This is a genomic window from Thalassobellus citreus (assembly GCF_044385915.1).
In the GTDB taxonomy this organism is placed as follows: Bacteria; Bacteroidota; Bacteroidia; order Flavobacteriales; family Flavobacteriaceae; genus Thalassobellus; species Thalassobellus citreus.
On the sequence record NZ_JBISCC010000115.1, the window covers coordinates 1 to 24,216 of the forward strand.

A 24,216-nucleotide genomic window follows, 5' to 3' on the forward strand; every position below is an offset into this window, starting at 1 on the left:
AAGTTTTTGTAAGTACTAAAACCTTTCCTAAAGAATATAAGTATAGTTTAGGTAGAGATATGGAACGCGATGTATTGGTTTTAATGCGTTGTATTTACCGTGCCAACAGATCTCAAGAGAAAACTGTTTTTTTAAATGATTTTTTAGATAATTTTGAGATATTAAAATTAGAAATAAGGGTTTGTGTAGATTTAAAACTTGTATCTATAAAACGGCAGAGTGTTTTAGCAAGCCTTATGAACAGTATAGGAAAGCAAGTTGTAGGCTGGAAAAAAAGTACTATAACTAACGCCAGAATTGTTTAAAACCAAGGTTTTAACAAGTGTGCATTTATTTTGAAAAGGCACCTTAGCTATATGGTTATAATGTATAGCAAAATAGTGCTCCTTACCAATCTGGTAGTGGTTCAAAAATTAAGGTGTTGCATTACTACTGGAGTTCTACGGAGAACGATACCAATAACGCGTGGTACCAGAATTTCAACAATGGTAATCAGAAGAACAACACAAACAATGTGCGTGCCGTTCGGGCTTTTCAAACTTTCTTAATAAAAAGGCGGCAGTTTTGTCGCCTTTTTTATACAGTAAATTTATGTTAGAAACACACACAATACCATTAACAGATTTATTTATAGCCTATTATAACTGCCGTAAAAACAAACGCAATACTATAAACGCCTTGGCTTTTGAGCTTAATTTAGAAGAAGCATTAATACAGCTAAAAGAAACATTAGAAAATGGTACTTATACCATTAGTAGCTCTATAGCGTTTGTGGTAGATAAACCAGTAAAACGCGAAATATTTGCAGCTAATTTTAGAGACAGAGTCGTGCATCATTTACTAATACAAAAAATGAATGGTGTGTTTGAGCAACATTTTATTTATGATAGTTATGCCTGCCGTAAAGCAAAAGGTACTCATTTTGGTATTGGAAGAGTTGATGGTTTTATACGTAAATGCTCCAAAAATTACAAACAAGATTGTTATGTGTTAAAATTAGATATTAAAAGCTTTTTTATGCACATTAACAAAGCTATTTTATATAATAAAATTGAAACCTTATTTAATGCAAAATATAATGGAGCAGACAAACAGTTTTATTTAAAGCTTTGTAAAACTATTTTATTTAACAACCCTGTACATAATGCTATTATAAAAGGAAGCTTAAGTAATTGGGATAATTTACCAAAAGATAAAAGTTTGTTTGCTGCCAAAGCGGGTTATGGTTTGCCCATAGGTAATTTAACCAGTCAGGTATTTGCCAATGTATATATGAGTAGTTTTGATCATTTTATAAAACATCAATTAGGCGTCAAGTATTATGGCAGGTATGTAGACGATTTTGTGTTGGTAAATGCTAACAAAGCGTATTTAAAAAATTTAATACCCGTAATAGCAAAATTTTTAAAAACAGAATTGCATTTAAAATTACATCCCCAAAAAATTTATTTGCAACATTATAGCAAAGGCGTAAGTTATATAGGAGGGTTTATAAAGCCCAACAGAATTTATGTTAGTAAACGTACTAAAGGAAATTTTTATGAAGCAATACATAAACATAATAAACTAATAGAAAATGATATAAAGCCAAACAAAGCAGAAAAGCAATTGTTTTTAAGTAACATAAATTCTTATTTAGGTATTTTAACACATTTTAAATCTCATAAATTACGTAGGTATTATATTTTAAAAAAACTTTCAAATAAATGGATGGAAAATTTTATAGCAAACCCAAGTTTTACAAAATTAACTAAACTAAAAAAAAATAGTTAAATAGTGTTATTAACCCATTTTGCATTTTAGAGAATAAAAAGTTTTTTTTAGTTTATATTAAACTAGTATATGCTGTTTTAACACAAATTAAACGTATATTTTTTAGTTAGAGTATTTAAAAGAGAACGGGTTATAATAAATTTTTATTATATATAGTCTGTTTAAAAATACACTTATTAGCTTTTTTTGTACATTTATTACTTTTAATATTATGATACCGTTTATCTTAATTAAATTACAAATCATTCTTAGGTTTTGTGTTTTGAGGCAAAAGAAATATTAACTAAAAGAATGTTTAAGGTTAATTGTAAAAGATGAACTTCGGTTCATCTTTTTTTATATACAGTTATTCATTTTTTGTTATCGTTTATTCCTTTTTGTTTTATGGTTTCATTAGAATGGGATAAAATTGTACTGTTTAAATAATTTAAAATTATATAAAATGAAAAAAATATTTTTTGTGTTCGTACTCTCTTTTGTTTTTATGGGGTATTCAGCCGATAAAGAAATAGAATTAAATCTCCGAAATGGAGATGTTTTACATTGTCTTATAAGTGCTGCAGAAAAAGAAGGTTGGAAACTTATATCTGTTTATGACAATATAGAAAACAAAAGAGTTGTTGTGTTTGCAAAAGGAAAGGATGTAAAAAGATATGTAGGTGTAAAGTAAAGTTTTAAATATTAGAGCTTTTCTTTTAGCATCTACATTTATTGCTTTTTTACAAAATGAACCAATATGACCCAACTACAGGAAAGAATAATAAAAGAGTCAAAATGTAATGTTTTAGACCCTACAATAAAAGATATCAATTTAATAGAGAAAGACTTAAAAGGCGATTGAAAGTTAAGGTTTCAGCCTTAGATTTTAAGTTGTCTAATTATTCTGAAAAAGTTTTAAAAACAAATATAATTGATATTAATATCACTATTTTAGTTGTAGAAAAAATAAAAAGAGAGTTAGTTAGTTAATTAATATATGTAGTTAGGGTTTTAATTATTGCTTATATGATAAGCAAGTATTGAGAAAATCTATTTTAATCCTAGTAAAAAATTTATGATATTGAAATTATAAATTAGAATAGTTGAAAAAATAAATTAGGATGTTATTTATGCATGGTGTATAAAATTAAATCATAAACTAAATGAATTAGTTATATCAAAATAATCTTGAGTGTTATTTTTTTAATCTCAATAAAAAATAATTTCATACTTATATGTTTAAATAATTCTTAATAGTATGGTCAAGGCTATATTCCTAATATTTTTATACTTAAAAAAATACTCAGCTTCGTTAGCATTGCTAATAAATCCCATTTCATCAAGTACCCTAGGATAGCGCTTAATAGATTCTTTCAGTATGTGAACATCAGTAAGTTTGACACTATATTTTTTTTAACCAAGATTTTTAGTACTTTCACCTAGTACAGATTCACCATGAGCAATAGGGTTTTTTGTGTTTAAATTATCCGAATCATTAACATATACTTATATTCGCTGCATTCAAGGTTCTAACGCAACAAACGTTGCTTTTTTTTGTTAGATACTAAGCTACAAATTTTAGTTCTAAATCCATCATTTCTTTAGGTGTTTTGTATCCAATAATTTTTCGAGGTCTATTGTTTAATTTTTCTTGAATTTTTATCAAATATTTTTCGTCTACTAAATTGAAGTCAGTCCCTTTTGGTAGGTATCTTCTAATTAGTCCATTCGTGTTTTCATTAGTTCCTCTTTCCCAGGATGAATATGGGTGTGCGAAATAAATTTTCATTCCTGTTTTTTGAGTTATTTTTTCGTGTTTTGCCATTTCAATTCCGTTGTCGTATGTCATTGATTTTTTTAATATTCTTTGTAATTGGTTTAATTTTTTAGAGAACATTTTAGCAACTTCATCTGCTTTTTTGCTGTCTAATTTTATAATCAAAGTGAACCTAGTTTTTCTTTCTACAATTGTACCAATAGCGCTTTTGTGATTTTTTACAATCATTAGATCACCTTCCCAATGTCCTACTTCTTCTCTAAGGTCAATATGCTTTGGTCTATTGTCAATACTGACTTGGTTTATTATTTTGCTTCCGCCACCTCTTTTCCTTTTAGCAGGTCTACGTCTAGTTTTTTTTCTAACAAGAAGTTTGATTAGTTTTTTATTAAGACTAGCTTGAGGCCTATTGTAAATATGTCTGTATATGGCTTCATGAGAAATAGACATAATAGGATCATTAGGATATAGTTCTTTAATTCTTCCAGAAATTTGTTCTGGTGTCCAATTAGATAAAAGTCCTTTGTAGACAAAGAATTTTAATTTAGAATAGGAACTAATTTTATCAAGATTTCTTTTGTTTAAATAGTCATCTTTTGCAGACCAATGTGATAGATAGGCATCATAATCTACCTTAGGATTACTACCAAGTTTATTTACTTCTCTAGAGATTGTAGAGCGAGATCTATTAAGTCTTTTAGCGATGTAAGCTTTGGTCTTATTTTCGTTTAAAAGAGTCTGGATAATGACCCTTTCTTTATAAGTAAGCCTTCTATGTTTTTTAACTTCCATTATAACAAATCTATGAGTTTAGATTTGTTGCGTTAAGTTATTGAATAGAGCTTCCTTTAGAATAGTTTTTAGATGCATTATAGTGTAAAGACACAAATACATCTGCATTCAAACATTTAACCAATCGAGTTCTATCTGTTAAAGAAATTAAAGTGTCTTTATAACGAGTTAGATAAATATCAAAAGCATCATCCAAAATAATTTTATTGAGCTTTAAAATTTCCTTAGCAACATTCAAAACCACATCTTTTTCTTGAATGTTATTTACACCAATGGCACCAGTATCTTTTCCACCATGTCCAGGATCAATTACGACCACTTTCTTTTGACCAAAAATCAAACACATTTTCAGTAGCAAAATCACAAAACTGACGTTTTGGAGCATCTTTTTCAATTTCATTTTCATAATCGAGTGGATTTTTTCTATCAATCTTCATAAGATTTAAACCTCTTTGTTATCAATTGAAACCAAATAAGTTTAAATAAAATTATTTTATTAAAATGTTGAAAATCAGTTATTTGAATTCAAATATAATGTATTTTTAATACTATAAAAATGAAGTAAAATTTAAACCATTTTAGTATGAAAAAACCACTCTTTTTAACAACACTGTTGCTATTTGTTTCAACTTCCATTTTTGCACAGATTGGAGGTATTGAAGATTCTGTTAATGATGTTTCCGATACCATCAGAACCATTTTTCCCATCATTTTGGGTGTTATCTTTCTTATAGGCTTCCTGTTTAATGCAGGTCATTTCTTTGGAGAAAATGCAGACCTCAAAAAAGGAATCACCAGAGTATTGGTCTTTGTTCTTATTGCAGGAGCTGTGGTTGGCATCTTTACTTACCTAATAGGCATCGTCGTATAAGCCGCTTAACGACATGAAGTATGAATGTGTTATGAAAAAATTCGAAGTCTATAAAAATATTAGAAAGCGAGCAATGATTATGGGGTTACCTATATCATTGTTTGCACTAATGATGACAGCCGTTATTGGCTCATTATTGCTTGTTATTTTTTCCTTTAGCTTTTTGGTCATTATCAGCGTATGTGTTATCAATGCCACTTTATATGTGGTATTAACACAGCTCACCAAGAACCCTAGCTTACACTTAAAAAAAGTGTTTCCACAAACCATCACTAACAAAAAAGCCTGCATCGCAATTGTTTTGAAAGGTCATTCGGTTACCAAATAACCTAAAATTATTAATCTTATGAAGAAAATAAATCTAGCTGCATATCATCCTATTTTAGATATCCAAGACCATATCATATTTGCCAATAATGGCAATATTGTATTGTGTTTTAAGGTAGACGCTCCTGAAATCTATTCCTTATCAGAAAAAGATTTTGAAGATATACATGGTTCGTGGTTTCAGGCTTTTAAATCATTACCTGTTAGTACCATTATCCATAAGCAAGATATTTATAAGAAAGCATTCTATGATGCTACTGCTATATCTAATACTAGTTTCCTAGAAAAAGCGACTAACAAGTATTTTGAAGGACGAGAATATATAGAGCATACGTCATATTTGTTCTTTGTACTTCCACACCATAAAACCTTAAATGCATCTAAATATATGAATCCGTTTCGTAAGGTTGAAAAAGGTATTCATAAGAAGTTAGATCATAATGTAACCGAATTTATGACTTCGGTAAACGATGCCATTTCTTTTATTAATAATAGTAGAAAGGTGTCCTTGAAACCATTAAACGAGAATGATATTCTAAGTTTGGGCAATGCCTACTTTAATGGTTTTAATGAAGGTTTCGATACCGATATTCAATTAAAGAAATCAAATATTGAAATTGGAGAAAATCATTTTGATGTACTAGCTGTAAATAGTGAACTCTGTTTTGGAGATGTGGTACAGAGCAGTAAAACCAATGATAAGTTTACTTCTGATGATTTTGTGTTCCACCAAGGGTTTATAGACGGATTGGGATTAAACCTCAATGAAAACCATATTGTGAATCAAATTATCTATTTGGATGATAAACATAAATGGAGAAAGCTATTAGATAAGAAAATTGAAGAGCTTAATAAGAGTTCCAATTTTGGAACGCAGAACAAAGTCATATTAAAGAAGATTGAAGACATTGTTGCCAAGATTAATGAAGATGATAGCTCACGTATCATTCGCGGACATCTAAATATCATTTTCTGGTCCTGCGAGCCGCAGAGGCTTAAAACAATAGCCTCCATGATAAAGACGGAATTTAAGGAGCTTGATATTGTTCCTTATTATCCTAAAGGAGAAGAGCGAAAACATTATTTTTTAAACTCCTATTGCTGCTTTACGTCTAATTTCTCTAATGAAGATTTGTATGTAACCGATTTAAAACACGCCTTGTGTTTGTACATCAATAACAGTAATTATAAATCAGATGCTACAGGTATTATTTTTAATGACAGGCAGCATAACATTCCAGTTTTAAAAGATGTTTGGGATGCGCATAAAAAACGTATAAAGGCTCGGAACTTTGCCATTTTTGCACCTACTGGAGAAGGGAAATCCTTTTTAGCAAACAATATACTTCGTCAGTATTTTGAAAGCGGCGTTCGTCTGGTGATAATTGATTTAGGAGGCTCGTATTCTAAATTTGCGAAACTCTATCCAGACCAGCACATTATTCTTCGCTACGAGCAAGGAAAGAACCTTGGTATCAATCCTTTTTACATTTCTAATGAAAGCGACTTAACACCCGAACGGTTAGAAGATTTGGGATTGTTTTTATTGGAACTTATGGCTTCAGGAAAAGTAGCTACAAAGGCGGAAGAAGTAGCTATCAAGAAAGTACTATTGTTTTACTATCAACATATTCGAAAAGGACATTCCTTGGCATCCTTGTATCAGTTTATAGATGAAAAGAAAGAGACACTCATAGCAGAGCTTAAAATACAAGAGGCGTATTTCAATATCTATAACTTTTTACACATCCTTTCTGAATATGTAGATGATGGTTTATATAGTTTTCTTTTCAATGTAATTGAAGACCAAAGCTATAAGATTGAAGACAAACGGTTGATTGTTTTTGAACTTGATGAAGTAAAGGATAACAAGGAAATTCTATCCGTAATGTTAAAGCTGATTAAATCGGCTATACAACGCACTATTTGGAGGAATAAAGCAGAGAAAGGGATTATTCTTTTTGATGAGTTTGCGAAACAACTCAAATTCGGAAACGTGTTGGAAAGTGTAGAATTCTACTATCAAGCCATCCGAAAGCAAAATGGAGCTATTGGTATTATTCTACAATCCATTAACCAGCTACCTAACAATTCAACGTCTGCAAGTATTCTGGAAAACACCCAAGTAGTGTATAGCCTTAATAATGAAAAAGGATATGACGAACTTCAAAAACGATTGAACCTATCCAGTCATGATTTAAACCAATTAAAGTCCATTCGAAACAATTTTAATGGAGCTAGAAAGTATACTGAAATGTTTATCAAAATTGGAAAGGAAAGCAACATTTTTAGGTTGGAAGTTCCCAAGGAAGTATATGCAGCATATCTAACTGACGGTAAAGAAAGTGACCTTATAATGCAACTCTTTGATGAACATCAAGACATGGAGAAAGCCATTCAAATATTTATTAATTCTTAAAACAAAAACAATGAAACAGAAAATCAGAATTCTAACACTAGTAGTAACCTTTGTTATTTTATTGCCTACCCGTGTTATTGGACAGGGAATGCCTGTGTATGACAATACGAACTTTATCAGTTTTGCAAAATCACTTGTTGAATCAGCAAAACAGACTTCACAACTCTTAAAGACTGTTCAGTTTTTAAAACAGCAAAAAGAGAATATTGACAAGGTTAATAATGTTATCAAACAGTTGAAGGCCGTTAATGAATTGGCAAAGAATAACCAAAAGCTATTCAATATCGTTCAAGACGATTTACGAGAGATTTTGAATTCACCGTATATCAAATCTTATGAAGTAACTAGGGTTTCTGAATCCTTTAATGATATTATAGATAATTCTTTAAATGGGTTGGAATATATAGAACAGATATTATCCAGTAATAATCTAAAAATGACGGATGCTGAACGTGCTGAAGTTTTAAAGGAAATGGAACTTAAATCTAAAGAAATGGTCATAGAGATAGAATCTAAAACCAAACGTTATCGAGAGATTATTGCCTTTCGCGAAATGCAGGATAAAATCAATCATAGAGAAACCAATTACTAATGGCAGGTGTTTTTTTAGGAATAGGATTGGAATATATTGATGCTGTTTTTACGACTATCAAGAATAGTGCCTTTTCTCAGTATACTATTACTGGGATGAAAACACTTGCCGTATTGTTCTTTCTTATTAATATCTTAAAAAAGTACAATGAAGGTGTTGCAAATAATGAGGGATATACTTGGGGTTTGACCCCTTCTGAATTGGCAAAGAATTTTGCTGTGGTTATTCTAGTAATTTTTTCGACACAGGTATTAGGTGTTTTTGATACGATTCTGGTAGCAATAGAAAACCAATATCGAGATACGGCTCCAGCACTCCTTCCTTTACAAATGCAGGACATAGATTTGGAACAGGAAGTGGGTGCATTGGAAGCCGCCAAAAAAGGATTGGCTATGCTATATGAAGCTTTGGTAACCCCTTTATATGGATTGAAGATGTTGGCTTTTATAATTGGTATATTTCTTTGGTTATTAGATTTGTTTATCTATCCTTTATTTCTAGCCGAACGTTTTTTTTTACTAGGAATCATGCAAGCTTTTTTTCCTTTGGTTATTAGTCTTTCTGTATTTGAAAAGTTTAGAGTACTGGCTTATAACTTCTTTAAGTTGTATGCTGGGGTATACATGTTGGTACCTGCCTTTTTCTTAGTGAATGTTTTTGTGAATAATATTTATACTGAAATCAACACTAATTTTTGGAGCAATCTATTTGGAACGGATTGGGGTAGTGATTTTTTTGCACCATTGTTACAATTTGGTTCCATAGGCTTTATTGTTTTACTGAAATTTAAGCTTTACCGAAAAGCAACTTCATTTGTTTTTAAACTTTTTTCTGGCGGATAAATCCATATTTAAATTATGATTAAATAAGTAATAAATAATAATAAAAATAACAGATGAAAACACCTTATAAAAATATTTACAGGGTATTAAAGCTTAATCGATTTATTGTATTAACGGTCGTTATTGCAGCTGTTTTAACCTGTATAGTTGCTTTGATACTTGTAATAAAACTTCACAAAGAAACTGTTAACCATGCTTTTGTAGTAAATACAGATGGGAGTGTGATTCCTTTGAAATTGGTTTCTCAACAAGAGAACTTGGAAGTGGAAGCCTTGGCGCAGCTAGAACTTTTTCATAGGTATTTCTATCATATTGATGCTAGTAATTATGAAAAGCATTTAAAGAAGGCTTTATGGTTAGGAAATAGTTCGGTTGATGCACTATATAGGCAGAAGAAGGCAGACGGTGTCTATAATCGATTATTACAATATTCACTTGTACAGAAGGTTTTAAGTGTTACCTCGAAAGTTGCGATTAAACAAGTGCCTTATCATTTTGAAACAACGACTGTTTTTGAAATTAACCGTGGTGCTATTACAGATACCTATGAATTGACTACTACTGGTTATCTAATACATGTGGATAGGAATTTCCCTAATAATACACATGGGCTTTTGATTACCGATTTTTTTGAAAAAAAACTTAAAAAAATAGAAAATTATGACCATAAAAAAGAATGAAATTGTCTTTGGAATACTGTTATTATGCATAGTGCTTTTTATTGGTTCTTATGCTTTTATTATACTAACGGAGGATGAACAATTAAGTATTGATAATAATCAAATTCCAGTACCGGAATTAGAAGATACTCAAAAGACTTATGAATCAAAATTAGAAGCATTGAACGATTTAAAAGAGGTAAGACAGACCAATGCACCAAGTATTTATGATGTTCGCTTGTTGGATTCTACTGGGACTTATGATCCTGATTTACTTAGTAAAGAAAAGATGCATATTGTTGATAGTATTTATAATACAAGTCGTATTAATTATTCTACTAGAAGCTATAGAACTCCTGTAATAAAAACAGCAGTAGTTCCAAAGAAGAACGATACTATGGTTGCAGAAGAACAAAAAGAAACTGTTGTCATGTCTAGAGCATTGGGATTGGAACATCAATTGTTTTTTGCTTCAGATCCAGCAACAAATAAAAATGATGCTTTACAACATACGGATGCTGTTATTTATGTGGAAGTGGATGGTACACAAATTGTAAAGAAAAATGATCGCTTACAAATGCGACTTATAAAATCAGCCCAAATTAGTAGTGTGGTATATCCTCAAAACACTCTTATTTATGGGGTTGTTAGTTTTAAACCTAATAGAACCATTATAAACATTGAAAATATTAATCATCAACCTGTTAAATTAAAGGCATTTGACTTTCAAGATGGGAGTGAAGGTGTTTATATAACGAATAGCTTTCAGGAAGAAGCAAGACAGGAAGTTGTTGACGATGTTGTCGATGATATTAATATTGTTGGTGTGCCTCAAGTAAGTGGGGTTAAGAAATTATTCCAACGAAATAATCGCATGGTTAAGGTAACTATAACCGATAATTATCAACTTATTTTAAAACCAGAATTATGAAAAGTATTGTTATAATCTTACTATGGCTATGTTCAAATGATATAATCGCACAACAATTTTTAGACACAATTTATGCGAATGATAAGAAGACTGTTGCCTTGTTTTTTCCAAGTCCCATACGGCAGAGTATTACAGGTACATCAAACTTTATGTTTAGTTACAACCGAGATAAGGAGCAATATTTAGGTTTATTACAAGCAGTACCAGGAACAGAAAGTAATTTATTGACTATTACCAAAGATGGTGAAGTCTATTCTTATATTTTGAAATATAGAAAGGAGCTTAAAGAGCTGAGTTATTTTATTTCTAAAAAGGAAAGTATAGGGAATGAAATACCTCAAGAATTAAAAACGAGGCCAATGGTGGCATCTATATGTAATAACAGAATATCTGATTTTGAGAGATACAGTAGGCTTTTGCTAGAATCAAAGTATAGAACTTTGGCAACGAAAAGAAAGAAAGGAATCAGATTGCAATGGCAAAAGATGGTATATAAGGATTCAGAAGTGTACTTAGTTTTTGAAATTAAAAATAGTTCTGGAATTGATTTTGAGATGGATTATCTAAAGCTATACCGTATCAATGGTAATAATAAACGAAAAGCGTCTTATCAAAAAATAGAGTTAGGTACTGTATATAAGTATCACATGCCACACACTATAAAAGATAGAGAATCTAGTCGATTTGTTTATGTATTACCTAAGTTTGTTTTGGGAGATAATGAGGCGTTAAGCTTAGAATTAAAAGAACAGGAAGGGAGTAGGAAGCTTATTGCTTTCAAGTATAAATAGTTTTAAATGTTTAATTACTCGTTGTGCATTTTGAATAGAATTTTTCAATTTGAGTAATTTTTATGATTTAAAAAAAAGTAAAGTTAGTCTCATCAATTAAATTTTAGTTTTTAAATAAATTCTCAATACATTTTTTTACTTGACTAGACATTCATTTGTAATATGTCAATAATGCACAATAGATTACTACATGCGACGTAATAATTATATTAACTGAGATCTTGTAAAAATACGTTTAGCCAAACGATGCGTTTGTTTAGTATACAATTGTCTATCAAATATTTTTTTTTGTTCTGGTAATAAAAAGTCTTTTATTTGCATTAAGTATTTGTATTCTGCAAAATTCCATTCTAAAATCTTACGCTTATTGCTCATAGTATTAGCTATACTAGCATTATTTATTTTTCGTAATTCTATATAATATAGTATATTAGCACCTTGTAACTTTTCAAGTTGCGAGGGTTGTAACTTAAGCTTACTTCCTATACGCTTAGTTTCTTTTGTGATTAAATAATCTATAGGTTTTTTTAAAATCTCTATATAGTGTTCTGTATCATTTATTTGAGCACTTGCAAGGTTAACACAAATAATACCTGTAAAAAGCGCTAAAAATACTATTTTCATAATTAAATAAAGTTATCATTACGATAAACCCGTAGACTTATTTACCAAAAAAAAAGTAAAACATGTTAGATAGCAACTCTTAAGTAATATGTGGTAATAATAGCTTGTAATAGATTTTATACTCATCAGCCTAAAGGGATGACAGGCTAAAGAGCTAAAGGGTAAAAATTAATAGAAAGGGGCAATCCTTAATATAATAGATATTAAAGCCGTAAACACGCGAGCTATTGCTTATAATAGCACCATCATAACTGTAGTTTAACATGATTTTACTATCGTTATTAAAAGAAGTATTATCCATATTAGAGCAATACACGACAGCATCATCGACGAGAAATCACCATCGCCTAAATGGGCGTCCAGCAACAGGCAAATTTAATGGAGAGTTATATAAGCGCCTGTTGAAATTTTATTATCAGTACCCAAGAGTTAAACTCGGCCTCCCACTCTTCTGCTGTTGGTTTACGAAATCTGGTTGGACAAGGGGGAGTCTCAGATTTACTCTGCTGTAAATTATCTTACAAGTTTGATAACCAGTTATATATTATGCTCGCCTTCTATTATTTTTGGAAGTTTCCTGAATAAATCATTTTCTCGATCTTCACCATAAATTTAACAGCCAGACTTAAAACTTATGAGTTCTAAATTACTAAGCTTTTGTGGACGTATTTGATAGCTTAAAAGTTATTCGTTGTAAGTGTTTTTTTTATTAAAATATATTATTAAGATGAATAGTTTTTTTTTAATTTATAATGCACAAATGATGTTTAATTTTTTTTTAAAATTAAGTCGTTAATGGCATCCCAAAGTCGTATTCTTTTTATCAAAGCTAGCTTTGCTACGGTTAATGCTTCATGCCATTTTTACAAAGTTCTGATATCATTTGGATTGAAATTGGACCGTGTTCATCTACGTCAAGTTCAATGTGTCGTTTTAGATAATAAATAAGTTTGGTATACTGCTTGCTTTTAGAATCAGAATTTTTAAGAATTTCAATGAACATATCAGGAATGACATCTTCACGACCAAATGTGAATGCTGAAGCAATAAGATGTGTTTTGTTTGTTTCAATTATTGAAAAAGAAAACCTAACAAAATCAGAAACTCTCTGATCTATATTAATTTGATTTAATGCGAAATCAACAGAATACCCTTTTTCAATAAGTTTAATAAAATTAGTAATTTCTTTGGTGTTTGTTTTTGCTTGATGCATGGCATCTAAATACATTTCATAATGACTTTTAGGGGCTCCCAACTCATTAATATCACTTTCTTCACTATGAACAATTTCATTAATGAATCTTGATAATACAGGTGTTTTAGAAGGTGTCCAAGGTATTTGTACATTTGTGAGTGCTAATTGAAGACTTTTAAGTAAAGACATAAAATCCCAAACTGCAAATACGTGGTTTTCCATAAATGTATTAATATCATTGACATCCTTTAAATTATTATAAAGATCATGATTTTTCAATTGAGTTCTTAATTCTGAAATTTCATTTTCTTTGTATTCTATTCTATTCATTTTTAATTTAGTATATTAAATTGGTGTATGCTTGTTAATTATTCTATACAAAAAGCCTAGAATTTATATTAATTTTATTGTTATATATACTTTAGGTGTTTAACCAAATTTTAATCAAGAGATAAATAAATATAATTATTGAATAGAGGGGAGAATATTCAATAACACTAACCAACCGAATTCAATAATAAAGATTTTATAACTTTATATAAGCATAAAAGTTATAACCGGTTTCATATGTTAATAATTTTTATAAAAAACAAAAGTGTTTATGTGGCATTGATTAGATAATCTTTGATATTAAGTTTTTTAATAAAATAAATTACAATTCAATACCAATTTTAATAAAACTGCTAAATCTCCAGTAATCAGGAATATCGTCTTCCCATTCTTTTCCATCTGTGCGTAAATCATAAGAACTAAAGAGACCTATATAAAAATTATGGAAAAAGTAATAATCAATACCTCCTTCAAATCCTATAAATGGATGTATTGCTTCTCTTTTGATTAAACCTATTTTAAAGCCACTAAACAGTCTCCACAGTTCGTCTCTACTATGTAAGTTCATAGAAGTAAAAGGAACTGTGCTCCATTCAAAAAAATCTTTACCTCTTAAATTTGGAAATGTAAAAAGTTGAGTTTTGACGTAAGTATATGTCATTTGATATTCAATACCTAAACCAATATTAAAACCATCGTTATAAGTACCATAAGGGTCAGAGAAAGTATAAAATGTAAAACGTTTGTCTTGTGCGTTAATTTTAATAAAGGCAACAAGTAAAAAAAATAATAGAATTTTATTTTTCATTTTTTGTTGTAAATTTTGTTGAAAGTTATCTTTGATGATAAAATTTTAAGAATTTAAAATAGCTTTCAAGTTTTATATAAAAAAGGTGAACAAGACGTTCACCTTTTTTGCTATTATTGAATCGAGGGATTAATTCAATAAATACCCCAAGACAATATTAATGCTTTTGTAAGTTTTTTTAAAAGATCAAGTTATAACCGGACGCTTAAGTTTATAACTGTTTTTTTTATTAAAAATCTAGCTGACAAAAAGGTAATGATGGAGGCTCAGTAAGTGAATTAAAATACTATGTGAAGTTTAAAATGGATGGGAGTGAGACTAAATGCGACTATAAAATTATTGTTTTTAAATTATATTTAAAAACATATAATGAAAGAACTATCTGAATTTGTAAAAAAAAACGTAGAAAGGAAGTTAAGCTTACTCAAAAAGAGTTTGCAGAACGTACTGGTGTTGCCTTAACTGTGGTTAGAAAAATAGAGCAAGGCAAAACAAACTTAAACATGGATAAAGTCAATTTTGTATTAAGTATGTTTGGTCATAAGCTTGCAGTGGTTAGTTCCAAAATATTAAAAAATAATACAAATCATAAAGACTCATGAGACAAGCTATCGTATCGTATAACAATATAAAAGCTGGAGAACTTGTAGAGACTAATGATGGCGATTATGTATTCACATATAATGCTAATTATATCGGTCAGTATCCAGAGCAATTTATAACATTCTCTATGCCAGTTAGAAAAGAAACCTATTATAGACAATAGGTTATTTCTTTTTTTGAAGGTTTAATACCTGAAGGTTGGCTATTAAATATCGCTACAAAAAACTGGAAATTAAATACAAATGACCGTATGGGCTTATTATTAGCCTGTTGTGAAAACTGTATTAGAGCTGTAAGTATTAAACAAATAACAGAAATCAATGAAAAATAAGTGTTTATACTGTTACGAAGAGTTGAAAGATGAAACAGATTTTCACGAAGCGTGTAGCTTATCCTTTTTTGGTATTAAAGAAGCTCCTAAATTAGAATATTCGTAAGAGCAGATGGCTGAACTTGCTAAAAACATTGTGGAACGTAGTGTATCTGTTCCAGGTGTTCAGCCTAAACTATCTATGTCCTTAATAAACGAGGCTAGAGAGGTAGGTGATTTTAGGTTGACTGTTGTTGGCACATTAGGTGGTAATTATATATTTAAACCACCATCTCCCGATTATTCAGAAATGCCACAAAACGAACATGTAACTATGCGTATTACTGAATCCTTTGGAATACAAATCGTGCCATCTAGTTTGATTAGATTACAGTTTGGAGAATTTAATATATTACTAAAAGAATTGATAGAGCAGGAGATAATCAAAAGATTCACATGTTAGATATGTTTCAGATTACCGAAGCTTTTGATAAATACAAGAGTTCTATGGAGAAAATAGGAAAAGCTTTAAATGAATATTCTGACAATACTTTATTAGATAAAGTATTCTTTTTTGAACTAGGGTTATTTAGTTTTCTATCAGGAAATAATGATATGCATTTAAAAAAAATCTCAATGATTCAATCAACTTCTAGGTTGCTATTAGCTCCTGCTTGCGATTTACTTAATATTGCTATCATAAATCCACACCATAAAGAAGAACTAGCACTTACACTTGAAGGAAAGAAAAGCAACTTTAAAGGTATTCATTTTGAATCCTTCGGAAAGGTTAGGGTTAACAAAAAAACAAATTGAAGGTTTATTGTAACGTTTTTATAAAAATAAAAATGTGGCTATTAAGTGGATTAATACTTCTTTCTTATCCAATGATATGAGAGAAAAATATAAGACCTTAGCTAATGAATGATATGCTAGAATTTATAATGAAGTATAACTCTCTTTTATATAGATATGCTTTTTTAATTAATTTTAGCTTTTTTTATATAAAATTCTAACTTTGCATAAGTTTTGAGACTCAAAAGACAACAATCTAGTTCAATAAAAAAGGTGGTTATATAACTACCTATTAATTTTTGTCTCTCTTAAACACCTGAAAATAATACAACTTACACGATGGGTTTGAATCCTGTCGAGGTCACAACAAATAAAAAAGCTTTCAAGAAATTGGAAGCTTTTTTTGTTTTTAAAAACACCTCAAAATATTTTTTAAAAGTAACATATGTTACCTTTTACCTATTAAAATTCAAGTATTTTTATGCTATAAATTTATAGAGCATGAAATATTTTTTTATCGGAGTACTTTGTTTTTTTACATTATTAAGTTGTAATAATTCAAAAAAAGAAACTAATAAAGTGATAAATTCTGAGTCTAAATCAGATGAAGTACATCCAGGGAAAAAGTTAATGGAAATTTATTGTTATGCATGTCATAGTCCTTCTGCTAGTCATGATGCCAGATTAGCACCACCAATGATTGCTGTTAAAAAAATGTATATTAACAATAATACGTCTAAAGAAGATTTTGTTAATTCTATGCAAGAATGGATTAAAAATCCAACCAAAGAAAACGCAAAAATGTTTGGAGCTGTTAATCGTTTTGGTGTGATGCCAAAAACACCTTATCCAGAAGAAACTATTGAAAAAATAGCCGATTATATGTTTGATAATGATATCGCACAACCAGATTGGTTTGAAGCACATTATAAGGAGCAAAAAAGTAAACTTAAATCAGAAAACATACAAAACAAGCCAGAAACTTATGCAGAAAAGGGTTTAAGATATGCTATGGGAACTAAAAAAGTTTTAGGTCAGAATTTGATAGGTACCATTCAAAGAAAAGGTACGCTTGCTGCTTTGTCGTTTTGTAATGAAAAAGCATATCCATTAACAGATAGTATGGCTGTAGGGTATAATGCTTCTATTAATCGGGTGTCTGATAAACCAAGAAACTCAAGCAATCAAGCAAATAAAAGTGAATTAGAATATATTAACATATATAAAGAGGGGATTAAAAATAATAAAAACCCAGAACCTATTGTTAAAGAGTTAAAAGATAAAGTTCATGTTTATTATCCTATTACAACTAATATGATGTGCTTACAATGTCATGGAAAACCAGAAGAAGAGATAGAAGCAAAAACATTAGCATCATTAAAAAAGTTATATCCTAGCGATAAGGCAATTGGATATAATGTTAATGAAGTAAGAGGTGTTTGGCATGTTTCATTTGAAAAATAAAAGTTAGGTATGAGTAAATTTTCAGAAATATTAAATCAAAACAAACCTGTTTTAGTAGATTTTTTTGCTGAATGGTGTGGGCCATGTAAAATGATGAGTCCCATTTTAAAACAAGTTAAAGATGCTTTAGGCGATCGTGTATTTATTGTAAAAATTGATGTTGATAAAAATCAAGCTTTAGCTGCACGGTATCAAGTTAGGGGAGTCCCTACTTTGATGGTTTTTAATGAAGGGAAACAAATATGGCGACAGTCTGGAGTGGTTCAAAAAGATGAGATTATTAGTGTGATTACAAACGTTTAATAGTCTGTTTATATAATTATTTTATTTAGATAAAGTAATTATGACAATAAGTTACAATTAGAACGAGTGACTAACTCAATTAGTTGTATTTGGTTGATTGGTTTAAAGTTAAGAGCACTCATTGGTTGAGTGCTTTTTTCTTGATAACTTTGTTACAGACATATAATTTTATATTAGGATAAATTTTTATTAATGAATTTAACTGAAGACTTTTGGAACAACCGTTATTTAAATAACGATATTGGTTGGGATTTAGGTGTTGTTTCGCCTCCATTAAAAACATATTTTGATCAGCTAACCAATAAGAACCTTAAAATTTTAATTCCAGGAGGTGGAAATTCATATGAAGCAGAATACCTTTTTAAAAAAGGATTTAGAAATGTTTATGTGGTTGATGTCTCAGAATCAGCAATTAAAAATATAAAAAACAGAGTGCCTCAATTTCCAGAAGGGCAATTAATACATTCAGATTTTTTTGATTTAGAAATGGATTTCGATTTAATTATTGAGCAAACCTTTTTTTGTGCCATACCTCCAACCTTACGCAAAGATTATGCTTTAAAAGTAAAAGAATTGTTAAACGAAAAAGGTAAACTTGTAGGGGTACTATTTTCTGTTCCTTTAAATACCGATAAGCCGCCTTTTGGGGGTTCAAAAGATGAGTATTTAAAATATTTTCAACCGTTTTTTAATGTAGAAATTTTTGAAGCATGTTACAATTCAATTCAAAGTAGAGCAAGTACAGAATTGTTTGTGAAATTGCAGCTAAAATAATACTTATTCTTAGGCGTGAAAGTTAAACGCAAATTAAAAACTATCAGTGTTTTTTTATTTTATTACAATCTGTTTTTTTACCATGTAACATAAGTTACGTCTCATTATTAAAGAGTTAAGTATTTTTATGTATAACTTAAAACTTAATAAAATGAGAAATATAATAAAAACAAAAGCCATATTAGTAATAGTGCTCATATTTATATTTGCTATAGTTAATGCTTGCGGTAGTGATGATGGTTCTATAGAAGATAGTATGCTAGTTTCTACTATAACAGATACAGAGCAAGAAGCTTTATTGTTTATGTTAGAAGAAGAAAAATTGGCAAGAGATACTTATATGTTTTTAGGTAATCTATGGGCTATCAATCAATTTTATAATATTCAAAAAAGTGAGCAAACACATATGGATGCTATAGAAAACCTATTATTACAAAGTAATACGGATTATAATATTTTGCCTGTTGGAGAATTTGCAAATCAAAAGTTACAATCATTATATAATCAATTTAAAATTGATGGAGCAATAAATCAAGCAAATGCACTTCAAATTGGAGCTACTATTGAAGACTTAGATATTGTCGATTTACAAGAGTATATTGATAAAAATTATAAAACTACTATCATCTCAGTTTTTGAAAGTTTACAATGTGGTTCTCGTAATCATTTAAAAAGTTTTCTTTTGGCAATAGAAAATGCGGGTAATACATATACACCACAGTATTTAAGTCAAGATGAATATAGTGTCATTATAAGTGGTCCTCGCGAGAAGTGTAATTAATACTAATTTTATCTAATTATTTGTAGTTGTGTAACATAAGTAACGGTTCAGTCTTTAGAAGACATTTATCTTTAGTTTAAAATTTAAAGTAAATGTCAAAAATAGTCGTTTTAGGAGCAGGTATTTCTGGTCATGTTGCAGCATCTCATTTGCGTAGAAAGTTATCTAAAAAGCACGAAGTTGTAGTAGTATCTCCAAACAGTAATTATCAATGGATTCCATCTAATATTTGGGTAGGAATTGGCAGGATGAAATCTAAGAAAATCTTATTTCCGTTAGCGCCTTTATATAAGAAAAAAGGAATTGGTTATAAACAAGCAAAAGCTATATCGTTTTTTCCTGAAGGCGATAAGAGTAATGAAAAACCCTATGTTTTAACCGAATATGTGGTAGGAGAAAAAAAAGGGCAACAAGAAAAAGTAACTTACGATTATTTAATTAATGCTACAGGACCTAAACTTAATTTTGAAGCCACAGAGGGGTTAATTCCTGGAGAGAATAAAACGTATTCGGTTTGTACCTATACGCATGCAGATCATGCTTGGCATGGCTTAAATAAAGTTATTCAAGAAATGAAGCAGGGGAAAAAAATCAAAATCCTTATAGGTACTGGACATGCAAAGTCTACCTGTCAAGGTGCTGCTTTTGAATATATTTTAAATGTAGAACAAGAATTACAACGTCATAAGGTAAGAGATATGGCAGAGGTTACTTGGATTTCAAACGAATATCAATTAGGCGATTTTGGAATGGATGGCATGCTGTTAAGTTATAAAGGTTTAGCTATGAAATCGAGCGAAATGGTTGAAATGATTTTTGAAGATCGAGATATTAAGTGGATTCTTGGAGCTGGCGTTAACAAAATTGAAGACGGTAAAGCTCATTATGAAAATTTAGACGGAGAAACCAAAACAGAAACTTATGATTTTGCTATGTTAATTCCCGCTTTTTCGGGTCATGGGTTTAAGGCATACAATAAAAATAATGACGATATAACAGATAAACTTTTTAAAGGGTTTATGCTTGTAGATGCAGATTATACTGCAAAACCTTACGAGGAATGGTCGGTTCAAGATTGGCCAGAAACGTATCAAAATCCAACGTATAAAAATATTTTTGCTCCAGGTATTGCATTTGCCCCACCACATGCTATTTCTAAACCAAGAGTGAGTAAAAACGGAACCCCTATTTCACCTTCTCCACCACGAACTGGCATGCCATCGGGTATTACAGCAAAGTTGGTTGCAGATAATATTATTGATACTATTAAAAAAGGAAAAGAATCTTTAAACCATAAAGGTTCTTTGGGTAACATGGGAGCAGCATGTATTGCATCGGCAGGTTACGGATTAATGCAAGGAAGTGGTATTAGCATTACCACATATCCTATTGTTCCAGATTATAAAAAATTTCCAAAAACACAGGGTAGGCAATTGGGAAAGACGTTTGCCGAAATTGGTCTAGCAGGTCACTGGTTAAAACTTGCCTTGCATTACGCGTTTATTTATAAAGCTAAAATGCGACCTTTTTGGTGGATGATTCCAGAATAGCAGTAAAACTTCTGGAATCACACTAATATTGGGTGGTTCCAGAATTAATTTAAAAATTAAAATAATGACAAAACGTATCTCAAAATATCAAAAATTTAAAATGATGAATCCAATCATTCAGTTTTTTAAATTCATTTACTTAAGTATTAAAGTAATGATTATAGTAGCTGGAGGACATGGAGGCACTAGAAAAGTAAACTGATTTCATTATTAATCAGTTTTTTGGTTGGTTTGAACGAAAGGCATTTATAAGCAATTATAACTGCCTTTTTTCTTGGTAACCTTTGTTACAATCATTTGTTACTTCCTAATATACATTTGCAATATAAATTTAAATTATTAATGAGAAAAGCAAGCCATTTATTTATTATATCCATATTGTTTTGGAGTATTTCAATAAAAGCTCAGGAGCTCGTTCCAATAACAAAAGCGAACGTGTTATCTAAAGTATCAGATAACAATGCGTCTATCAAGATTTCAGAGCAAGAGTTTAAAAAAGCACGCGCAGATTATAGACAAACCAATGCTATATTTTTGCCGAATATAACTGCAAGTCATACAGGAATTGCAACAACAAACCCGTTAATGGCTTTTGGTTCTAAATTAAATCAAGAGATTTTAACTCAAAACGATTTTAACCCTGCGTTGCTTAATAATCCTTCACAAATAGAAAATTATGCAACAAAGATAGAAATACAGCAACCGTTAATTAATCTAGACGGGTTTTATCAGCGTAAAGCAGCTAAATCTAAAATGGAAGCTATGTCTTTAAAAACTCAGCGTACAACAGATTATTTGACTTTTGAAGTTGATAAAGCATACATGCAATTGCAATTAGCTTATAAAGCTGTTGATGTTTTAGAAAAAGCATTGGAAGCTGCAAATGCTAATAAGAAATTAGCAGATAACAGTTTTAAACAAGGCTATTTACAACGTGCCGATGTATTAAATGTTGAGGTGCGAGTAACCGAGGTTCAAAACCAGTTGCAAACAGCTAAGAGTAATGTGCAAAATGCATCAAATTATTTGTCGTTTTTAATGAATGATGAAAGCTATGTTGTTTATAAACCAACAGATAGTTTATCGGTTTCAAGTTTTGATTTAAAAGAAGGAATGGTTTCAGAAAATCGTTCGGATATTAAAGCGATGCAATTAGCGTCTAAAGCTTATGAAGCCATGAATAGAGCCGATAAGATGGCTTTTTTACCAACATTAAATGCGTTTGGTAATTACCAGTTGCATGACAATCAAATTTATCAAGGTGATGCTAATGGGTATTTATTTGGAGCGCAATTAAGTTGGAATATTTTTCAAGGTTCTAAGCGTTTTGGGAAGGCACAAAAAAGTAAAGCTGAATTTGAAAAATCAAAATTAGAATATAAGCAATATGTATCGAAAAGTAATTTAGAACTAAACAAAGCTAAACGTATGTTGATTGATGCTGAAAACAAGTTGAATTTAACAACGTTGGCGTTGCAACAATCAAAAGAAGCTTTAAGAATAAGGACTAACAGATTTAAAGAGGGATTAGAAAAAACATCTGATTTATTGATGGTAGAAACCCAATACGCTCAAAAGCAATTAGAATATTATCAAACCATTTTTGAATACAATTACGCGCAAGCTTATTTACAATTTCTAACTAAAGAATAATATAGTTTACAGTAGGCGGTTACAGTATTCAGTCAATAACGGCATAAATATAATTATAGTGTCACACTGAGCGCAGTCGAAGTGCAGCAATAACATTAAATATTAAATTAATAAAAATGAAAAAATACATATACTTATTTACAATTACTACAGCATCTTTATTTATAACCAGTTGTGGTAGCGATGATAAAAAAGCGGTTGCAGATAATACGCCTGCTATAAGCGTAAAAATTAATCAAGTTGCAGCAAATGGCAATAGCCCATTTTTGTCAGTAAGCGGTAAAATTCAAGCAAAAAACAGTGCCGATTTAAGTACTAGAATGATGGGAACTGTTAATAAGGTACATGTAAATGTTGGAGATAAAGTACGTAAAGGACAATTATTAGTTTCTATTAATAGTGTCGATTTACAAGCGAAACAAGCACAAGTAAATGCAGGTATTATAGAAGCTACAGCTGCTTTTAATAATGCTAAAAAAGATTACAATCGTTTTAAAAACTTATTTGCAGATAACAGCGCCTCTCAAAAAGAGTTAGATGATATAACGGCCAATTTTGAAATGGCAAAGGCACGTTTAGAAGGGGCTAACCAAATGAAAAACGAAGTTAACGCACAGTTTGCATATAGTAATATTACAGCACCTTTTAGTGGTGTTATTACAAGTAAAAATATTGAAGCTGGCGATATGGCAAATCCAGGAATGCCATTAATAAGTGTAGAAACTCCAGGAGATTTTGAAGTGATGGCAATGGTACCAGAAACGGAGATTTCTGAAATTAAAAAAGGAACTACCGTTGATGTGTTGGTGAAATCTATCAATAAAACTTTAAAAGGAAAAGTGATTGAAGTAAGCACCTCTGCAAAACATACAGGCGGTCAATATTTAGTGAAAATAAATTTAGATAAAACTGATGTTCATATTTTATCGGGCATGTTTACGAGTGTACAATTTCCTGTAGAAAGAAAAACAGCTTCAGGAATGGTTTTGGTACCTGTAGATGCTATTGTAACTAAAGGTCAGCTTTCAGGAATCTATACGGTGAGTCAAAGTAATACTGCGTTGTTACGTTGGTTGCGTTTAGGCAGAATGTTTGGAGATCAAGTAGAAGTGTTATCTGGTTTAAAATCTGGGGAAACCTATATTGTTTCTTCTGAAGGTAAACTGTTTAATGGTGCTAAAATAAGTGCTCAGTAAGCAGCTATCAGTATTCTGCAAGGTTTCAAAAACCTTGTAGGTATTATAATTAAGTAAAATAATAGTTAAGAATTATT

The 24,216-nt window shown here is 30.2% G+C and carries 27 protein-coding genes and 2 pseudogenes; 23 read left to right on the forward strand and 6 right to left on the reverse strand.

Annotated features, from left to right (window positions below; translation table 11 throughout):
- The 3 genes from ACH5TX_RS03225 to ACH5TX_RS03235 form a co-directional block, all read left to right on the forward strand.
- Positions 1 to 305 (forward strand): four helix bundle protein (locus ACH5TX_RS03225; RefSeq protein WP_439338106.1); only part of this gene is annotated, 305 nt, incomplete at its 5' end.
- A gap of 286 nt (positions 306 to 591) precedes the next feature.
- Entirely contained in the window at positions 592 to 1,773 is a 1,182-nt protein-coding gene (locus tag ACH5TX_RS03230; protein ID WP_439338107.1) for an RNA-directed DNA polymerase, read from the forward strand.
- 442 nt (positions 1,774 to 2,215) lie between these two features.
- On the forward strand, positions 2,216 to 2,443 hold the full coding sequence (locus tag ACH5TX_RS03235) for a hypothetical protein (RefSeq protein ID WP_439338108.1): 228 nt from the start codon (positions 2,216 to 2,218) through the stop codon (positions 2,441 to 2,443).
- A gap of 873 nt (positions 2,444 to 3,316) precedes the next feature.
- Here ACH5TX_RS03235 and ACH5TX_RS03240 read toward each other — a convergent pair.
- Genes ACH5TX_RS03240 through ACH5TX_RS03250 form a run of 3 tightly spaced genes read right to left on the reverse strand, consistent with a single transcriptional unit; the run spans position 3,317 to position 4,758 of the window.
- Positions 3,317 to 4,321, reverse strand: coding sequence for an IS30 family transposase (locus ACH5TX_RS03240; protein WP_439338109.1), 1,005 nt, complete (start codon positions 4,319 to 4,321; stop codon positions 3,317 to 3,319).
- A 37-nt stretch (positions 4,322 to 4,358) separates the two neighbouring features.
- Positions 4,359 to 4,640 carry an N-acetylmuramoyl-L-alanine amidase family protein gene (locus ACH5TX_RS03245; protein WP_439338110.1) on the reverse strand — a complete coding sequence of 94 codons (282 nt, stop codon included), beginning with the start codon at positions 4,638 to 4,640 and terminating at the stop codon, positions 4,359 to 4,361.
- Positions 4,627 to 4,758 carry a hypothetical protein gene (locus tag ACH5TX_RS03250; RefSeq protein WP_439338111.1) on the reverse strand — a complete coding sequence of 44 codons (132 nt, stop codon included), beginning with the start codon at positions 4,756 to 4,758 and terminating at the stop codon, positions 4,627 to 4,629. Before ACH5TX_RS03250 ends, ACH5TX_RS03245 begins: the two co-directional genes overlap by 14 nt.
- A 146-nt stretch (positions 4,759 to 4,904) precedes the next feature.
- Here ACH5TX_RS03250 and ACH5TX_RS03255 point away from each other — a divergent pair, with 146 nt between their 5' ends.
- The 8 genes from ACH5TX_RS03255 to ACH5TX_RS03290 are packed head-to-tail and all read left to right on the forward strand — an operon-like array spanning position 4,905 to position 11,753.
- Positions 4,905 to 5,192, forward strand: a complete 288-nt coding sequence (locus ACH5TX_RS03255; RefSeq protein WP_439338112.1) for a hypothetical protein — start codon at positions 4,905 to 4,907, stop codon at positions 5,190 to 5,192.
- A 31-nt stretch (positions 5,193 to 5,223) separates the two neighbouring features.
- On the forward strand, positions 5,224 to 5,520 hold the full coding sequence (locus ACH5TX_RS03260; protein ID WP_439338113.1) for a hypothetical protein: 297 nt from the start codon (positions 5,224 to 5,226) through the stop codon (positions 5,518 to 5,520).
- Between the two features lie 18 nt (positions 5,521 to 5,538).
- A complete protein-coding gene (locus ACH5TX_RS03265) occupies positions 5,539 to 7,938 on the forward strand; it encodes a TraG family conjugative transposon ATPase (protein ID WP_439338114.1) in 2,400 nt (799 codons plus the stop codon).
- 10 nt (positions 7,939 to 7,948) lie between these two features.
- Positions 7,949 to 8,530: a TrbJ/VirB5 family protein gene (locus tag ACH5TX_RS03270; protein ID WP_439338115.1), complete on the forward strand. Its 582-nt coding sequence runs from the start codon at positions 7,949 to 7,951 to the stop codon at positions 8,528 to 8,530.
- The gene (locus ACH5TX_RS03275) at positions 8,530 to 9,372 is read left to right on the forward strand and encodes a hypothetical protein (protein WP_439338116.1); all 843 of its coding nucleotides are present in this window, start codon (positions 8,530 to 8,532) and stop codon (positions 9,370 to 9,372) included. Before ACH5TX_RS03270 ends, ACH5TX_RS03275 begins: the two co-directional genes overlap by 1 nt.
- A 53-nt stretch (positions 9,373 to 9,425) precedes the next feature.
- Positions 9,426 to 10,052, forward strand: coding sequence for a conjugal transfer protein TraK (locus ACH5TX_RS03280; protein WP_439338117.1), 627 nt, complete (start codon positions 9,426 to 9,428; stop codon positions 10,050 to 10,052).
- Positions 10,033 to 10,962, forward strand: coding sequence for a conjugative transposon protein TraM (traM, locus tag ACH5TX_RS03285; RefSeq protein ID WP_439338118.1), 930 nt, complete (start codon positions 10,033 to 10,035; stop codon positions 10,960 to 10,962). The genes ACH5TX_RS03280 and traM overlap by 20 nt, the downstream gene beginning before the upstream one ends.
- A complete protein-coding gene (locus ACH5TX_RS03290) occupies positions 10,959 to 11,753 on the forward strand; it encodes a DUF4138 domain-containing protein (RefSeq protein ID WP_439338119.1) in 795 nt (264 codons plus the stop codon). The genes traM and ACH5TX_RS03290 overlap by 4 nt, the downstream gene beginning before the upstream one ends.
- Positions 11,754 to 11,957: 204 nt before the next feature.
- Here ACH5TX_RS03290 and ACH5TX_RS03295 read toward each other — a convergent pair whose 3' ends face one another.
- The 3 genes from ACH5TX_RS03295 to ACH5TX_RS03305 form a co-directional block, all read right to left on the reverse strand.
- Complete coding sequence (locus ACH5TX_RS03295) at positions 11,958 to 12,377, reverse strand: hypothetical protein (protein ID WP_439338120.1); 420 nt, start codon at positions 12,375 to 12,377, stop codon at positions 11,958 to 11,960.
- An 844-nt stretch (positions 12,378 to 13,221) separates the two neighbouring features.
- Positions 13,222 to 13,902: a DUF3050 domain-containing protein gene (locus ACH5TX_RS03300; protein ID WP_439338121.1), complete on the reverse strand. Its 681-nt coding sequence runs from the start codon at positions 13,900 to 13,902 to the stop codon at positions 13,222 to 13,224.
- A gap of 322 nt (positions 13,903 to 14,224) precedes the next feature.
- Positions 14,225 to 14,710, reverse strand: coding sequence for a hypothetical protein (locus tag ACH5TX_RS03305; protein WP_439338122.1), 486 nt, complete (start codon positions 14,708 to 14,710; stop codon positions 14,225 to 14,227).
- Between the two features lie 369 nt (positions 14,711 to 15,079).
- Between ACH5TX_RS03305 and ACH5TX_RS03310 the strand changes: the two are divergent.
- The 12 genes and pseudogenes from ACH5TX_RS03310 (at position 15,080) to ACH5TX_RS03365 (ending at position 24,139) form a co-directional block, all read left to right on the forward strand.
- A pseudogene (locus tag ACH5TX_RS03310) lies at positions 15,080 to 15,312 on the forward strand (helix-turn-helix domain-containing protein).
- Positions 15,309 to 15,644: pseudogene (locus ACH5TX_RS03315) on the forward strand (HipA N-terminal domain-containing protein). The pseudogenes ACH5TX_RS03310 and ACH5TX_RS03315 overlap by 4 nt, the downstream one beginning before the upstream one ends.
- 112 nt (positions 15,645 to 15,756) lie before the next feature.
- A complete protein-coding gene (locus tag ACH5TX_RS03320; RefSeq protein ID WP_439338123.1) occupies positions 15,757 to 16,086 on the forward strand; it encodes a HipA domain-containing protein in 330 nt (109 codons plus the stop codon).
- Between the two features lie 2 nt (positions 16,087 to 16,088).
- Positions 16,089 to 16,439, forward strand: a complete 351-nt coding sequence (locus ACH5TX_RS03325; protein WP_439338124.1) for a HipA domain-containing protein — start codon at positions 16,089 to 16,091, stop codon at positions 16,437 to 16,439.
- Between the two features lie 480 nt (positions 16,440 to 16,919).
- Positions 16,920 to 17,882, forward strand: coding sequence for a Tll0287-like domain-containing protein (locus ACH5TX_RS03330; RefSeq protein WP_439338125.1), 963 nt, complete (start codon positions 16,920 to 16,922; stop codon positions 17,880 to 17,882).
- A 9-nt stretch (positions 17,883 to 17,891) separates the two neighbouring features.
- A complete protein-coding gene (trxA, locus tag ACH5TX_RS03335; RefSeq protein ID WP_439338126.1) occupies positions 17,892 to 18,185 on the forward strand; it encodes a thioredoxin in 294 nt (97 codons plus the stop codon).
- 192 nt (positions 18,186 to 18,377) lie between these two features.
- The gene (locus tag ACH5TX_RS03340) at positions 18,378 to 18,959 is read left to right on the forward strand and encodes a methyltransferase domain-containing protein (protein WP_439338127.1); all 582 of its coding nucleotides are present in this window, start codon (positions 18,378 to 18,380) and stop codon (positions 18,957 to 18,959) included.
- A gap of 151 nt (positions 18,960 to 19,110) precedes the next feature.
- Positions 19,111 to 19,740, forward strand: coding sequence for a DUF2202 domain-containing protein (locus ACH5TX_RS03345; protein ID WP_439338128.1), 630 nt, complete (start codon positions 19,111 to 19,113; stop codon positions 19,738 to 19,740).
- A 92-nt stretch (positions 19,741 to 19,832) separates the two neighbouring features.
- Positions 19,833 to 21,290: an NAD(P)/FAD-dependent oxidoreductase gene (locus ACH5TX_RS03350; RefSeq protein ID WP_439338129.1), complete on the forward strand. Its 1,458-nt coding sequence runs from the start codon at positions 19,833 to 19,835 to the stop codon at positions 21,288 to 21,290.
- A gap of 64 nt (positions 21,291 to 21,354) precedes the next feature.
- Complete coding sequence (locus ACH5TX_RS03355; RefSeq protein ID WP_439338130.1) at positions 21,355 to 21,492, forward strand: hypothetical protein; 138 nt, start codon at positions 21,355 to 21,357, stop codon at positions 21,490 to 21,492.
- Positions 21,493 to 21,632: 140 nt separating this feature from the next.
- Positions 21,633 to 22,943, forward strand: coding sequence for a TolC family protein (locus tag ACH5TX_RS03360; protein ID WP_439338131.1), 1,311 nt, complete (start codon positions 21,633 to 21,635; stop codon positions 22,941 to 22,943).
- Positions 22,944 to 23,059: 116 nt separating this feature from the next.
- A complete protein-coding gene (locus tag ACH5TX_RS03365; RefSeq protein WP_439338132.1) occupies positions 23,060 to 24,139 on the forward strand; it encodes an efflux RND transporter periplasmic adaptor subunit in 1,080 nt (359 codons plus the stop codon).
- Positions 24,140 to 24,216: the final 77 nt, after the last annotated feature.